18 protein-coding genes are annotated in these 12,874 nt (G+C 28.5%); all 18 read left to right on the plus strand.

Translation table 11 applies throughout. The annotated features are described in order from the left end of the window. Positions 1-3: 3 nt before the first annotated feature. A complete protein-coding gene (gene fabK, locus ACEXNK_RS07045) occupies positions 4-954 on the plus strand; it encodes an enoyl-[acyl-carrier-protein] reductase FabK (protein WP_373598358.1) in 951 nt (316 codons plus the stop codon). After that, entirely contained in the window at positions 947-1,897 is a 951-nt protein-coding gene (gene fabD, locus ACEXNK_RS07050; protein ID WP_373598357.1) for an ACP S-malonyltransferase, read from the plus strand. Before fabK ends, fabD begins: the two co-directional genes overlap by 8 nt. After that, entirely contained in the window at positions 1,897-2,646 is a 750-nt protein-coding gene (fabG, locus tag ACEXNK_RS07055; RefSeq protein WP_373598356.1) for a 3-oxoacyl-[acyl-carrier-protein] reductase, read from the plus strand. Before fabD ends, fabG begins: the two co-directional genes overlap by 1 nt. A 50-nt stretch (positions 2,647-2,696) precedes the next feature. Beyond that, a complete protein-coding gene (gene acpP, locus ACEXNK_RS07060) occupies positions 2,697-2,921 on the plus strand; it encodes an acyl carrier protein (protein WP_021429992.1) in 225 nt (74 codons plus the stop codon). A gap of 15 nt (positions 2,922-2,936) precedes the next feature. After that, positions 2,937-4,175 carry a beta-ketoacyl-ACP synthase II gene (gene fabF, locus ACEXNK_RS07065; RefSeq protein ID WP_373598355.1) on the plus strand — a complete coding sequence of 413 codons (1,239 nt, stop codon included), beginning with the start codon at positions 2,937-2,939 and terminating at the stop codon, positions 4,173-4,175. A gap of 131 nt (positions 4,176-4,306) precedes the next feature. Further along, positions 4,307-5,275: a stage III sporulation protein AA gene (gene spoIIIAA, locus ACEXNK_RS07070; protein ID WP_373598354.1), complete on the plus strand. Its 969-nt coding sequence runs from the start codon at positions 4,307-4,309 to the stop codon at positions 5,273-5,275. Continuing rightward, the gene (locus ACEXNK_RS07075; protein WP_373598353.1) at positions 5,265-5,786 is read left to right on the plus strand and encodes a stage III sporulation protein AB; all 522 of its coding nucleotides are present in this window, start codon (positions 5,265-5,267) and stop codon (positions 5,784-5,786) included. Before spoIIIAA ends, ACEXNK_RS07075 begins: the two co-directional genes overlap by 11 nt. A gap of 10 nt (positions 5,787-5,796) precedes the next feature. Beyond that, on the plus strand, positions 5,797-5,994 hold the full coding sequence (spoIIIAC, locus tag ACEXNK_RS07080; RefSeq protein ID WP_021122904.1) for a stage III sporulation protein AC: 198 nt from the start codon (positions 5,797-5,799) through the stop codon (positions 5,992-5,994). A 21-nt stretch (positions 5,995-6,015) separates the two neighbouring features. Then, the gene (gene spoIIIAD / locus ACEXNK_RS07085; RefSeq protein ID WP_373598500.1) at positions 6,016-6,393 is read left to right on the plus strand and encodes a stage III sporulation protein AD; all 378 of its coding nucleotides are present in this window, start codon (positions 6,016-6,018) and stop codon (positions 6,391-6,393) included. 14 nt (positions 6,394-6,407) lie between these two features. Further along, on the plus strand, positions 6,408-7,574 hold the full coding sequence (spoIIIAE, locus tag ACEXNK_RS07090; protein ID WP_373598352.1) for a stage III sporulation protein AE: 1,167 nt from the start codon (positions 6,408-6,410) through the stop codon (positions 7,572-7,574). 14 nt (positions 7,575-7,588) lie between these two features. Continuing rightward, positions 7,589-8,146 (plus strand): stage III sporulation protein AF, encoded by a 558-nt coding sequence (locus ACEXNK_RS07095; protein ID WP_373598351.1) that lies wholly within the window; start codon positions 7,589-7,591, stop codon positions 8,144-8,146. 15 nt (positions 8,147-8,161) lie between these two features. Continuing rightward, positions 8,162-8,710 (plus strand): stage III sporulation protein AG, encoded by a 549-nt coding sequence (locus ACEXNK_RS07100; RefSeq protein ID WP_373598350.1) that lies wholly within the window; start codon positions 8,162-8,164, stop codon positions 8,708-8,710. Positions 8,711-8,790: 80 nt separating this feature from the next. Next, positions 8,791-9,450: a SpoIIIAH-like family protein gene (locus tag ACEXNK_RS07105; protein ID WP_373598349.1), complete on the plus strand. Its 660-nt coding sequence runs from the start codon at positions 8,791-8,793 to the stop codon at positions 9,448-9,450. Positions 9,451-9,552: 102 nt separating this feature from the next. After that, positions 9,553-9,900, plus strand: coding sequence for an Asp23/Gls24 family envelope stress response protein (locus ACEXNK_RS07110; protein ID WP_373598348.1), 348 nt, complete (start codon positions 9,553-9,555; stop codon positions 9,898-9,900). A gap of 95 nt (positions 9,901-9,995) precedes the next feature. Then, a complete protein-coding gene (nusB, locus tag ACEXNK_RS07115; RefSeq protein ID WP_373598347.1) occupies positions 9,996-10,502 on the plus strand; it encodes a transcription antitermination factor NusB in 507 nt (168 codons plus the stop codon). After that, complete coding sequence (locus tag ACEXNK_RS07120; RefSeq protein ID WP_373598346.1) at positions 10,483-11,448, plus strand: O-sialoglycoprotein endopeptidase; 966 nt, start codon at positions 10,483-10,485, stop codon at positions 11,446-11,448. The genes nusB and ACEXNK_RS07120 overlap by 20 nt, the downstream gene beginning before the upstream one ends. A 2-nt stretch (positions 11,449-11,450) precedes the next feature. Further along, positions 11,451-12,656, plus strand: a complete 1,206-nt coding sequence (gene xseA / locus ACEXNK_RS07125; protein ID WP_373598345.1) for an exodeoxyribonuclease VII large subunit — start codon at positions 11,451-11,453, stop codon at positions 12,654-12,656. A gap of 2 nt (positions 12,657-12,658) precedes the next feature. Further along, entirely contained in the window at positions 12,659-12,874 is a 216-nt protein-coding gene (gene xseB / locus ACEXNK_RS07130; protein ID WP_373598344.1) for an exodeoxyribonuclease VII small subunit, read from the plus strand.

Raw genomic sequence — 12,874 nt, forward strand, 5'->3', positions numbered from 1 at the left:
TATATGAACAAGTTATGTAAAATTTTAAATATAAAATACCCAATAATTCAAGGTGGAATGGCTTGGGTAGCAACTGCTGAGTTAGCAGCAGGAGTTTCAAATGCTGGAGGTTTAGGACTAATCGCAGCAGGAAATGCTCCTAAAGAAGTTATAAAAGAACAAATAAGAAAATGTAGAGAATTAACAAATAAAACATTTGGTGTTAATGTAATGCTATTATCACCATTTGCAGATGAAATAATTGATTTAATAATAGAAGAAAAAATAGAAGTTATAACAACAGGAGCTGGAAATCCAGCTAAATATATGGAAAGATTAAAAGCTGCAAATACTAAAGTAATTCCGGTAGTTCCAACTATAGCATTAGCTAAAAGAATGGAAAAGTGCGGTGCTGATGCGGTTATAGTAGAAGGAACAGAAGCTGGAGGACACATAGGAGAATTAACAACTATGGTTTTAACTCCTCAAGTTGTAGGAAATGTAAATATACCTGTAATAGCGGCTGGAGGTATAGCTGATGGTAAAGGATTAGCAGCAGCTTTATGCTTAGGAGCTAGCGGTGTACAAATAGGAACTAGATTTATATGTAGTGATGAATGTATAGTTCATGAAAACTATAAACAACTTATTTTAAAAGCTAAAGATAGAGATGCTATAGTTACAGGAAGAACTACAGGGCATCCTGTTAGAACTTTAAAAAATAAGTTAGCAAAAGATATAATAAATATGGAAAAAGAAGGAGTAGATCCTTTAGATATAGATAAAAAAGGTATAGGGTCATTAAGAAATGCAGTCATAGATGGAGATTTAGAAAATGGATCTTTTATGGCAGGACAAATAGCTTCATATGTAAATGACATTAAACCTTGTAAAGACATAATAGTAGATATAATGAAAGAAGCTAAATCTGTAATATCTAATATAGATATAGACTTGGAGGTATCACATGGGTAAAGTTGCATTAGTATTCCCTGGGCAAGGAGCTCAATATGTGGGAATGGCAAATGATATATATGAAAATGATGATATAGCGAGAAAAGTAATAGATGAGGCTGAAAATTCAGTAGGTATAGAGCTTAAAAAAATAATGTTTGAAGGTAGTGAAGAAGAACTATCAAAAACAGAAAACACTCAGCCTGCTATAGTTACACATAGTGTAGCATTATTAGAAAGTTTAAAATCTAGAATTGACTTAAAATATGATGCCTGTTTGGGGTTATCACTAGGAGAGTATAGTGCATTAGTAGCTGCTGATGCAATAGATTTTAAAGATGCAGTAGCTGTAGTTAAAAAAAGAGGAAAGTATATGCAAGAAAGTGTTCCTCTAGGAAAAGGAACTATGGCTGCTATATTAGGATTAGATAGAGATAAAGTTAAAGGTGTAATAAATGAAATAGATAATGGAATAATAGAAGTTGCCAATTATAACTCACCAGGTCAAATTGTAGTATCAGGAGAAACTGAAACTGTAAAAGAAAGCATAGATTTATTTAAAGAAAATGGAGCTAAAAGAGCAGTAATGTTAAATGTAAGTGCACCTTTTCATTCATCTATGTTAAAGCCAGCAGGTCAAAAGCTAAGAAAAGAATTAGATAGTGTAAAACTAAAAAAATGTAAGGTATCTGTAGTAGCTAATGTAAATGCAGATTATTATAGTGATGACTATAAAGATCTTTTAGTTAATCAAGTTAGTTCATCAGTTCTATGGGAAGATTCTATAAGTAAATTAATAGATGAAGGTTTTGATACATTTATAGAAATAGGACCAGGAAAAACTTTAAAGGCATTTATTAAGAAGATATCAACTAAGAAAAAGGTTACTACAAACGTTTACAATATAGAAAACATGGAATCTATGAATGATTTTATAGAAATCTACAAAAGAGGTGAAATATAATGCTTAACTTAGAAGGAAAAGTAGCCCTTGTAACAGGTGGATCAAGAGGTATAGGAAAGGCTATAGCTATAAAGCTTGCATCTTGTAAAGTGAATGTAGTTATAAACTATACATCAAATGAAGAACATGCATTAAAAGCAAAAGAAGAAATAGAAAGCTATGGAGTAAAAAGCATGGCTGTAAAATGTGATGTATCTAAATCTGAAGAAGTAAGCAAAATGATTGAAGATATAGTTAAAGAGTTTGGTCAAATAGATATACTTGTAAACAATGCAGGTATAACTAGAGATGGTCTTTTAATGAGAATGAAAGAAGAAGATTTTGATAAAGTTATAGACATAAACTTAAAAGGTGTATTTAATTGTACTAAATCAGCTACTAAGTTTATGATGAAAAAGAGATATGGAAAAATAATAAATATATCTTCTGTTGTTGGACTTATTGGAAATCCAGGACAAACAAATTATTGCGCATCTAAAGCTGGTGTTATAGGACTTACTAAAGCAAGTGCTAGAGAACTTGCAACAAGAAATATAACTGTAAATGCTATAGCTCCAGGTTTTATAGATACAGATATGACAAGTGTTTTAAATGAAGATTTAAAAGAAAGTATGTTAAAAAATATTCCACAAAATAGATTTGGAAAACCTGAAGATGTAGCTAACTTAGTATTATTCTTAGCTAGCGATATGTCAAGTTATATAACAGGTCAGGTTTTAAATGTTGATGGTGGAATGGTAATGCAATAAATATTTAAGGAATTATTATAAAATAAATAAAAATTTAGGAGGAAACAAATATGTTTGAAAAAGTTGTAGAAATAATAAAGGATCAATTAGGAATAGATAACAAAGAAGTAACTATGGAGACTTCTTTAATGAAAGATTTAGAAGCTGACTCATTAGATGCAGTTGAAATAATGATGGCACTTGAAGATGAGTTTTCAATAGAAATACCAGATACAGAAGCTGAAAAGTTTGTATGTATAGGAGATATAGTTAAATATATAGAAGCTAATAAGTAGTGGAGGATATGTTATATGAAAAAAAGAGTTGTTATAACTGGATTAGGCTGTGTAACTCCAGTTGGAACTGGTAAAGATTTATTTTGGACCAACATAAAAAATGGAGTTTGTGGGATAGATACAATAACTAGATTTGACGCATCCTCATTTCAAACTCAAATAGCTGGGGAAGTTAAAGATTTTAACCCAGAAGATTATATAAGTAAAAAAGAATTAAAAAGAATGGATAGATTTACTCATTTTGCTATAGCGTCTGCCGACATGGCAGTTAAAGATTCTAATATGGATTTAGATGCTGTAGATAAAGAAAAAATGGGTGTTATAATAGGTTCTGGTATAGGTGGAGTTCAAACTATAGAAGAACAACATAAAATATTATTAGAAAAAGGAAATAGAAGAGTTAGTCCATTCTTCGTTCCTATGATGATATCTAACATGGCAGCAGGTCAAGTATCTATATTAGTAGGTGCTAAAGGACCTAATACAAATGTATCTACTGCATGTGCATCAGGATCACATGCTATAGGAGATGCATTTAAGGTAATCCAAAGAGGAGATGCTGATGTTATGATAGCAGGTGGTAGTGAAGCAGGAGTAACGGCACTTTCGTTTGCTGGATTCTGTAATATGAAGGCTATGTCTACTAGAAATGATGATCCTAAAACTGCATCAAGACCATTTGACAAAGACAGAGATGGATTTGTAATGGGAGAAGGATCAGGAATAGTTATATTAGAAGAATTAGATCATGCATTAAAAAGAGGTGCTAAAATATATGCAGAGGTAGTTGGATACGGAGCTACAGCAGATGCATATCATATGACTACTCCAGCTGAAAATGGAGAAGGAGCAGCTAGATCTATAAAAATGGCTCTAGAAGATGGAGCTATACCTTTTAATGAAGTAGATTATATAAATGCACATGGTACATCTACATATTATAATGATAAGTATGAGACTATGGCTATAAAAGAGGTATTTAAAGAGCATGCATATGACTTATGTGTATCTTCTACAAAATCAATGACAGGACATTTATTAGGAGCTGCTGGTGCAGTTGAAGCTGTTATTTGTGCAATGGCGATAAATGAAGGTTATGTTCCTCCTACAATAAATATAGAAAATGTAGATGAAGAACTAGATTTAGATTATGTACCTAATAAAGGTAAGGAAAGAAATGTTAGATATGCATTATCAAACTCATTAGGATTTGGTGGGCATAATGCTACATTAGCATTTAAAAAATATGAATAATTATTAAAATCAAGACCTTAGTTAAATTAATTTAACTAAGGTTTTTTTATGTCTAAATAATAATCAATATTTTTGTCATATATATAGCTATAGAAAAATATAATTATATAAAACAAAGGAGGACAAGAATAATGAAAAAACTTTCAGAAGAAATTTTAAATTCGGTATCACCAAATTTAAGAGAAAAAATAATAAATATACAAAAAAATGACTTAAATATAGAAGAAATTAGATTAAGAACTCAAAAGCCTTTAATAGTAAATTTTAATAATAAAGACTATTTTTATAATAACTCAAGTAAGTGTTTAGACAATAAAAATACAGATCCATATATAGTTACAAGAGAAGATATAGATACTACATTTCAACTCATGTGTAAATATTCAATACATTCATTTATAGATGATATAAAAAAGGGATTCATTACTTTAAAGGGTGGGCACAGAGTTGGGATAGTAGGAAAGGTAATAATTGAAGACGGACAAGTTAAAAACATCAAACATATATCATCTTTAAATATAAGGGTATCTAGGGAAGTTAAAAATTGCTCTGAAAAAGTACTTAATCACATTATAAAGGGACCAAGAGAAGTAAATAATACATTAATTATATCTCCTCCACAATGTGGTAAAACAACTTTATTAAGAGACATTGTAAGAAATATAAGCACTGGAAATAAAGAGAAAGGGTTTGACGGAATAAAGGTTGCCCTAATAGATGAAAGAAATGAAATAGCAGGTTCTTACCTAGGAGTACCGCAAATGGATATAGGTATAAGAACAGATGTTATAGAAACATGCCCGAAGGATATAGGAATAACGATGCTTTTAAGAGCTATGTCACCTAATTTAATAGTAACAGATGAAATAGGAAGTGAAAAAGAAATAAAAGCCCTATACACAGCTTTAAATGGAGGAGTTAGCTTGATAACTACTGTACATGGAGATTCTATAGAAGATATAAGGGAAAGAAAAGAACTGAGTAAACTACTAGATAAAGAATTATTTAAAAAAGTTATAATACTATCTGCTAAAAAAGGTCCAGGAACTGTTGAAAAAATATACGACCTGGAAGAAAAGAGGTGGTATTTTGCAAATTAAGATAGTTATGATAAGCATATTAGTGGCATGTAGCTACTTGATAGGAGAATATATATGTAGGGCATATATAAAAAGACATAAACAATTAAATGAACTCATAAGAATATTAGAGGTAATGAGAATGGACTTATCATTTGGATTATATACATTAGAAGAAATGTTTTTCAGGATTGGAGAAAATAAAGAATTTTCATTTAATGTATTTTTTAAAAATATGAGCGAAGATTTAAAACATGAGAATAAATTTACTTTAGAAGAAATTCTAAATAAAAACTCTAAAAATATAGTTAAAGAAACATATCTTCAAGATAAGGAGGTTGATGAATTAAAAAATTTAATTTTAACACTTGGTAAAGGTGACGTATATTCTCAAGAGAGAATGATTGAACTATCTATAGGGAATATAAAAAAAATCACAGAGGAAAGCAATGAAGAGATTAATAAAAAAGGTATGGTGTATAAAAAGTTATCAACTATAATTGGGTTGGTTATAGGAATATTTTTGATATAGGGGTGATAATATGGATATAACTTTGATATTTAAAGTTGCAGGAATAGGGTTATTGATATCTGTGCTTAATATGGTTCTTGAGAAAACTGATAGAAAAGACTGGACGACTTTAACGACACTTGCAGGTGTGATAATTGTTCTTACTATGGTAATAACAGAGATAAATGACTTATTTAACGCAGTGAGAACAATGTTTCAGTTGTATTAAGGGGGAGATTGTTTGGAGGTAATGAAGCTAATAGGGCTTGCGATAACATCTACTATACTGTGTTTAATTATAAAAAAAGATAGACCAGAGATGGCTATGTTTATAGGTATATTAACAGGGGTTATGATTTTATTATCTATAACATATAAATTTAACTTTATTATTGAAAGTATAAATGATTTAGCGTCTAGAGCGAATATACCAAGCATGTATATATCACTAATTATAAAATTGATAGGAATAGCCTATTTAATGGAATTTGCTATTCAAATATGTAAGGATTGTGGGGAAGGGAATATTGCATCGAAGTTAGAATTTGGAGGTAAAATTATAGTCATGACTATGTCATTCCCTATATTGATGTCTATTATAGACATGATTTTAAATATAATTCCATAGGAGAATGATTACTTATGAAGAAAATTATAACTAGTATAGCAATGTGTATAGTTATTGTATTTACATTTACTAATACTGTATTTGCTAATGGGGATGAAGAAGTAAAAGAAAGTGTAGATTCATATATAAATGAACAGTTAAATAAATTAAGTTTAGACGACATACAAAATCACATAATGGAAGAAGAATTAATTGTTGATGTTGATATAAAAACATTTATCAAAGATTTAATATCTGGAGAAAAGACAATGTTAGATCTATTTGATAAAGAAGGAATGAAACTATTTTTATTTCAAGAATTAAAATCGAGTTTAAAAGTAGCTTCTATAATACTTGTTTTAGCACTTTTATCATCTATATTAAAAAGTTTAGACAATTCATTTTCGTCAGGAGCTATAAGTCAAGTAACTACATATATAGTATTTATAGTTATGGTTACTTTGACGCTAATTGGATTTAAAGATGTTTTAAATATTTGTAATGACACCATAGACAGTATGATTAACTTGATGCAAATTGTAATGCCTATACTAATTACGTTTTTAGTGGTTATGGGATTTCCTATGACATCTACAGTTATGACACCTATATTTATGGGTGGAGTTACTTTTATAAATGTAATATTTAAAAACTTTTTGTTTGTAACTATAACTATAGGATTTTCTATATTAGTAATAAATAATATATCAAATAGTATTAAGCTAAAAAAACTTTCGTCATTTATAAAGCAAATGAATTTAATAACGATTGGAGCTATATTTACTATATATTTAGGACTTGTATCTATGCAAGGAATGTATGTTAAAAGCTTAGATGGATTTGCAGTAAAGAGTACAAAATTTGCTATTGGAAACTTTATACCTGTAGTTGGGGGATTTGTATCAGATTCATTTGACATAATATTATCCTCATCACAATTAATAAAAAACTTATTTGGTGGAGTTGGTTTAATAATTCTAGTAGGTATATGCTTAATACCAATAATAAAAATAGTATCTATAATTTTGGTTTATAAGACATCGGCTATGGTTGTAGAACCTGTAGGAGAAGAAAATATATCTAACTTTTTAAACGAAATAGCTAATCTTATGGCAATAATGCTAGCATGTATAATAGCAATAACAATAATGTTTTTTGTTACAATTGCAATAGTCATATCAATTAGTGTAGTGTCTCAATAAAAGGAGGAAATAAAATGTTAGATAGTATAAAAGCATGGATTGTAAGTATTTTAATAGGTGCATTTATAGTAAACATAGTTAACATGGTTTTGCCTTCTTCTAAAATAAAATCATATATAAATGTAGTTTTAAATTTTATATTTATATTTATAGTTATAAGTCCTGTAATAAACTTTTTTACTGATGGTATTAGCTTAGAAGATAAATTGTTGAAGTCTTATACAAAATATAATCAAGAGTACGCAGAAAGCGTAGAAAGGCTATCAAAGAGCACAGGTGATAAAAGCATAAAAGCGGGATATGAAGAAGGATTGAAAAATGTATTAAAGATAAAGTTGGAAGAATATGGATATGAGTTAGAAGATATAGACTTTAATGGAGAAGATATAAGTAAAATAAAATTAAAAGAAAAAGATAGTAATAAAAGTATAAAAGAGGACATACAATCTACTAAGGATGAAGAGGATAAACAAGTATTCAAAGAAAGCTCACAAGATAAATCTAAAGATGAAATTAAAGAGAGCTTAGTAAATGTACTTGATATCTCTATTGAAACCATAGAAATTGATTGATAGGGGTTGGTAGATATGTTTAAGAATTTCAAAGAAGAAGACAAAAAGAAAATTTACACATTAGCAGCTCTTGCATTTACATGCATTATGGGGCTGGTGGTATTTTCAAAAACGCCAGAAGATAAAAAAGGGACAGAAACAATTAATGAAGTTGAAAATTCAAAAGCAAAAGAAGTACAAGTTAAAGAAAATGATAGCTTAGAAAGTAATTTGAAAAAAATATTATCTCAAATAGAAGGAGCAGGAGAAGTTGACGTAATGATAACCTTTGAGTCCAGTGAACAAATAGAGCCTGCATTCAATTCAAACTCAACTAAAGAAGAAACTACAGAAAAAGATTCTCAAGGAGGAGAAAGAACTGTTGAAACATCAAGTGAAAATAAAACTATGATAGTATCCGGAGAAAATAACCCTGTAGTTATAAAAACATCTGAACCTAAAATAAAAGGAGTTATAGTTGTTTCAAGCGGAGCAACTGATCCAGTTGTTAAGGAAACTTTATATTCAGCAGTGCAAACAGCTCTTCAAGTATCAGGGCATCAGGTTGAAATTTTTTCAAAATAAATAAAAAAATTAAGCATAATAATAAAGCTCGTACATATAAATATTACAAGAAAATAAATTTTTAATTAGGGGGAATACAAATGAAGTTTAATAAGAATTTGTTTAAAAGTAGGGGATTTGTTGTAATGTCACTAACACTAATGTTAGTAGTCGTTGGAACAGTAAATTATAATTTAAGTAAAAAATCTGTACTAGAAGCATCTAAAGAAATGGAAATGTATGAAGAAGCTCAACTTTCTAAGAATGAAGATAAGACAGAAAAAGTAAAAGAAAAAGAAAAAAAAGTTGAAGTGGTAGATAGCAAAGAAACTGTAGTTGATGAAAAAGCAAAAGAAACTAGCAAAGAAATAGAAAAACAAATGACTTCTGATAAAAATATGAAAAAAGCATCGTATGCTATAGATATGAAAATGAATAGAGAAAGACAAAGAAATGAATTAACTGAAGATTTAAATGAAATAATAAACAACCCATCAACAGCAGAAGAAACAAGAAAACAAGCATCAAACATGAAATTACAATTAGTTAAAGATCAAGAGTTAGAAATAAAAATAGAAGATTTATTAGGGGCAAAAGGATTTGAAGATTCTTTAGTTTACATAAGTAATGATACAGTTAATGTTGTAGTAAGCAAGGATGAATTACAACAACAAGATGCAGCTAAAATATTTGATTTAGTAGCAAGTGAAGCAAAAATAGCTCACGATAATATAAAGGTTATGAATAATAAAGCGAAGTAAGTATAAAAAGCCTCATTATACTGAGGCTTTTTTTGTTGCAAAGTAAGACGCTATTTGGTATTATTATATAATAAAATAGTTTACATAGGGATGTGATATATGATGGAAAATAATAACTTTGGCCAAGTTAAGATATCAAATGATGTCATCGCAACTATAGCAGGATTAGCAGCTATAGAAGTAGAAGGAGTAGAAACTACATCGACTTTCACAGATAAATTACTAAAAAATAATGGAGTTAAAATCCAAATAGAGGAAGATGACGTTGTCCTAGATGTTATGATAATAATTGATTATGGAATATCTATACCTGATATAGCTTTTAAAGTACAGGAAAATGTAAAAAACACAGTTGAAACAATGACTGGATTAAAAGTTTCTCAAGTTAATATACATGTTCAAGGAATCAACTTTAAAAAAGAAAAAGTTGATAAGACTGAAGCAAAGTAAGCATCTACGATATAAGTTAATATAGCCCTCTGACAATCAGAGGGTTTTTTTATGACTAAATATGTATATAATAAATTCAAAGGAGGAAGAAACAAATGAAAAAAGCGAAAATGATAACAACTAGAGAATATATGATGAAATTCATATACCAAATAGATATAAATAAAGAGGGCGTAGAAGATGTCAGCTCTAAATTAGAAAATTTCTTAAACGATAACTTTGAATATATAAAGAACAGATATGAGGAATTAAAGCTACAATTTTCAGATGATGCAGAAGTTGAGTTAAATGAAACTGAATTATCTCAAATGATAGATATGAATTATGCAAATAAGGTAGTTAGCGCAATAAAAGATAATAAAGAAAATATAGATGAATTAATAAATAAATATGCAAAAAATTGGACAGTAAATAGAATGGCAAAAGTTGACTTAGCCATACTTAGACTTGCTATATGTGAAATACTATACATCGAGAATATACCTACTAAAGTTTCTATAAATGAAGCTATAGAATTATCTAAATTATACTGTGATGATAAATCACCTAAGTTTATAAATGGTATATTAGGAAGTATAGTAAGTGAAACTTCAGAAAAATAAAAATATAATACTTGGAATAGATACTAGCTGCTATACAACTTCTATAGCAGCTATATCTTTAGAAAAAAATATAGTATTTAATGAAAAAATAATGCTAAAAGTAGGTAAGGAAGCTAAAGGTCTTAGACAAAGCGAAATGGTATTTCAACATGTAAACAACTTAGGTATTATTAGTGATGAAATTAGTAAATTAATGAAAGAATATAATGTAGTTGGGATATGTGTATCTGAGAAGCCAAGGCCGGTAGAAGATTCGTATATGCCAGCATTTACAGTCGGGTATAATTTTGCAAAACTATTTAGTAGTATGAATAATATACCTATTTATTTAACTACTCATCAGGAAAATCATATATATGCAAGTTTATATAATAATAAATTAAAACAAAATAAATTTATATCAGTTCATATGTCAGGAGGAACAACTGAAATTTTACTAGTAGAAGATAATAAAAATGAATTAGATATAAAAATAATAGGTGGTAGTAAAGATATAAGCTTTGGACAACTAATAGACAGATTAGGTGTTAAACTAGGTTATAACTTCCCATGTGGTAAATTTATAGATAAAAATGCATTAGAATGCAATGAAAACATAAAGTTCGGATTAAAAACATCATGCAAAGATGGGTATATGAATTTATCTGGTATAGAAAATCAAATAAATAAATATCTAGAGGATTATGATGAAATGTATTTATCAAAGTTATTGATGGATACAATAGTAAGAAGCTTATATAAATCAATTAAATATTTATGTAATGATAATGAAATTTATGAAGTTATTTTTGTAGGAGGAGTTGCATCTAGCAAATATATAAAAAATAATCTTCAAAACAAACTAGAAAGAGAAAAAGTAAAATGTTATTTTACAGAGAGTGAGTACAGTACAGATAATGCAGTAGGGTGTGCCAATATAGGGGTAAATAAATATATAGGAGAATAACTATGAAATTAAGAGCTTTAGAAGTTAGAGAAGTTAATTCATATATAAAACGTATTCTGAGTAATGATGCTGTTTTATACAATCTTAAAGTAAAAGGGGAAATTTCAAATTTTAAAGTTCATAGTAGTAAAAATGTATATTTAACATTAAAAGATAGTGAATCTAAAATAAATTGTGTAATATTTAAAAGTAATTATGATCCTAGTTTAAATTTAGAAAATGGAATGAATGTAATAGCTAGAGGATATATATCTGTTTATGAGAGGGATGGATCATATCAACTATATATAGATTCTATAGAAATAGATGGAATAGGTAATTTGTATATAGAGTTTAATAGACTTAAAGAAAAGCTAAATCAAGAAGGATTATTTGACCAGAGATACAAAAAGAAAATACCTAAAATGCCAAATAACATAGGGGTTGTGACATCTGATACCGGAGCTGTAATAAGAGATATAATAAATGTAATAAAAAGAAGGTATCCAAAAGTTAATATAAAGCTATACCCAGTATCTGTACAAGGAAAAAAATCAGCAACAGATATATGTGAAGGGATTAGATTTTTTAATAATGCTAATAATGTAGATACAATAATAATTGGTAGAGGTGGAGGATCTATAGAAGAACTATGGTCTTTCAATGAAGAAATAGTAGCGAGAGAGATATTTAACTCTAAAATACCAGTAATATCAGCTGTAGGACATGAGACTGACTTTACAATAGCTGATTTTGTTGCAGATATGAGAGCTCCTACGCCTTCAGCAGCAGCAGAAATAGCAACACCTAACTTAGAAGAATTATTGTTTAAACTTTTAAATAGCAAAGTTAGGATGGACAAAGCCTTACTCAACCAATCTAAGTTAGATGAAAGTAGGTTAAACAATGTATTTGACAAAATAAATACTGTAGTTAGATCATATATAATCAGAGATAAAATTATACAAATAGATACAATATATGATAAAATAACTAATGAGATTAAAGATGTAATAAATTTTAAGAAACAGGATTTAAATACTAAAGGATCTATACTTTATAGTTTAAGTCCATTATCTACTTTAGATAGAGGATACACGATTGTTCAAAAAGATAAAAAGATAATAAATGCTACAAATGAAGTAAAAGAAAATGATAAGTTAGAAGTTATTTTAAAGGATGGACAACTAGATTGTATTGTAGAGAAAATAAAAGTTAAAGAGGTATAAAAATGAATTTATCTTATGAAGAAGCTTATAAAAATTTAGAAGATATATTAGCTAAGTTAGAATCTGGGACTACTAGTTTAGATGAATCACTTAGCTTATATGAAGAAGGAGTCAAGCTTTATAGATACTGTAATAAGCTATTAGATGAAGCTAATTTGAAAATAAATAAATTCAATGCAAATGGAGAAGAAGTACCTTTTAGCCCAGAGGAGGAATAA

The organism is Paraclostridium bifermentans, assembly GCF_964259345.1.
In the GTDB taxonomy this organism is placed as follows: domain Bacteria; phylum Bacillota; class Clostridia; order Peptostreptococcales; family Peptostreptococcaceae; genus Paraclostridium; species Paraclostridium bifermentans_B.

Coding starts and splice junctions, on each gene's coding strand:
- fabK (WP_373598358.1), top strand. CDS start 4: ATGAACAAGTTATGTAAAATTTTAAATATAAAATACCCAATAATTCAA.
- fabD (WP_373598357.1), top strand. CDS start 947: ATGGGTAAAGTTGCATTAGTATTCCCTGGGCAAGGAGCTCAATATGTG.
- fabG (WP_373598356.1), top strand. CDS start 1,897: ATGCTTAACTTAGAAGGAAAAGTAGCCCTTGTAACAGGTGGATCAAGA.
- acpP (WP_021429992.1), top strand. CDS start 2,697: ATGTTTGAAAAAGTTGTAGAAATAATAAAGGATCAATTAGGAATAGAT.
- fabF (WP_373598355.1), top strand. CDS start 2,937: ATGAAAAAAAGAGTTGTTATAACTGGATTAGGCTGTGTAACTCCAGTT.
- spoIIIAA (WP_373598354.1), top strand. CDS start 4,307: ATGAAAAAACTTTCAGAAGAAATTTTAAATTCGGTATCACCAAATTTA.
- spoIIIAC (WP_021122904.1), top strand. CDS start 5,797: ATGGATATAACTTTGATATTTAAAGTTGCAGGAATAGGGTTATTGATA.
- spoIIIAD (WP_373598500.1), top strand. CDS start 6,016: ATGAAGCTAATAGGGCTTGCGATAACATCTACTATACTGTGTTTAATT.
- spoIIIAE (WP_373598352.1), top strand. CDS start 6,408: ATGAAGAAAATTATAACTAGTATAGCAATGTGTATAGTTATTGTATTT.
- ACEXNK_RS07095 (WP_373598351.1), top strand. CDS start 7,589: ATGTTAGATAGTATAAAAGCATGGATTGTAAGTATTTTAATAGGTGCA.
- ACEXNK_RS07100 (WP_373598350.1), top strand. CDS start 8,162: ATGTTTAAGAATTTCAAAGAAGAAGACAAAAAGAAAATTTACACATTA.
- ACEXNK_RS07105 (WP_373598349.1), top strand. CDS start 8,791: ATGAAGTTTAATAAGAATTTGTTTAAAAGTAGGGGATTTGTTGTAATG.
- ACEXNK_RS07110 (WP_373598348.1), top strand. CDS start 9,553: ATGGAAAATAATAACTTTGGCCAAGTTAAGATATCAAATGATGTCATC.
- nusB (WP_373598347.1), top strand. CDS start 9,996: ATGAAAAAAGCGAAAATGATAACAACTAGAGAATATATGATGAAATTC.
- xseA (WP_373598345.1), top strand. CDS start 11,451: ATGAAATTAAGAGCTTTAGAAGTTAGAGAAGTTAATTCATATATAAAA.
- xseB (WP_373598344.1), top strand. CDS start 12,659: ATGAATTTATCTTATGAAGAAGCTTATAAAAATTTAGAAGATATATTA.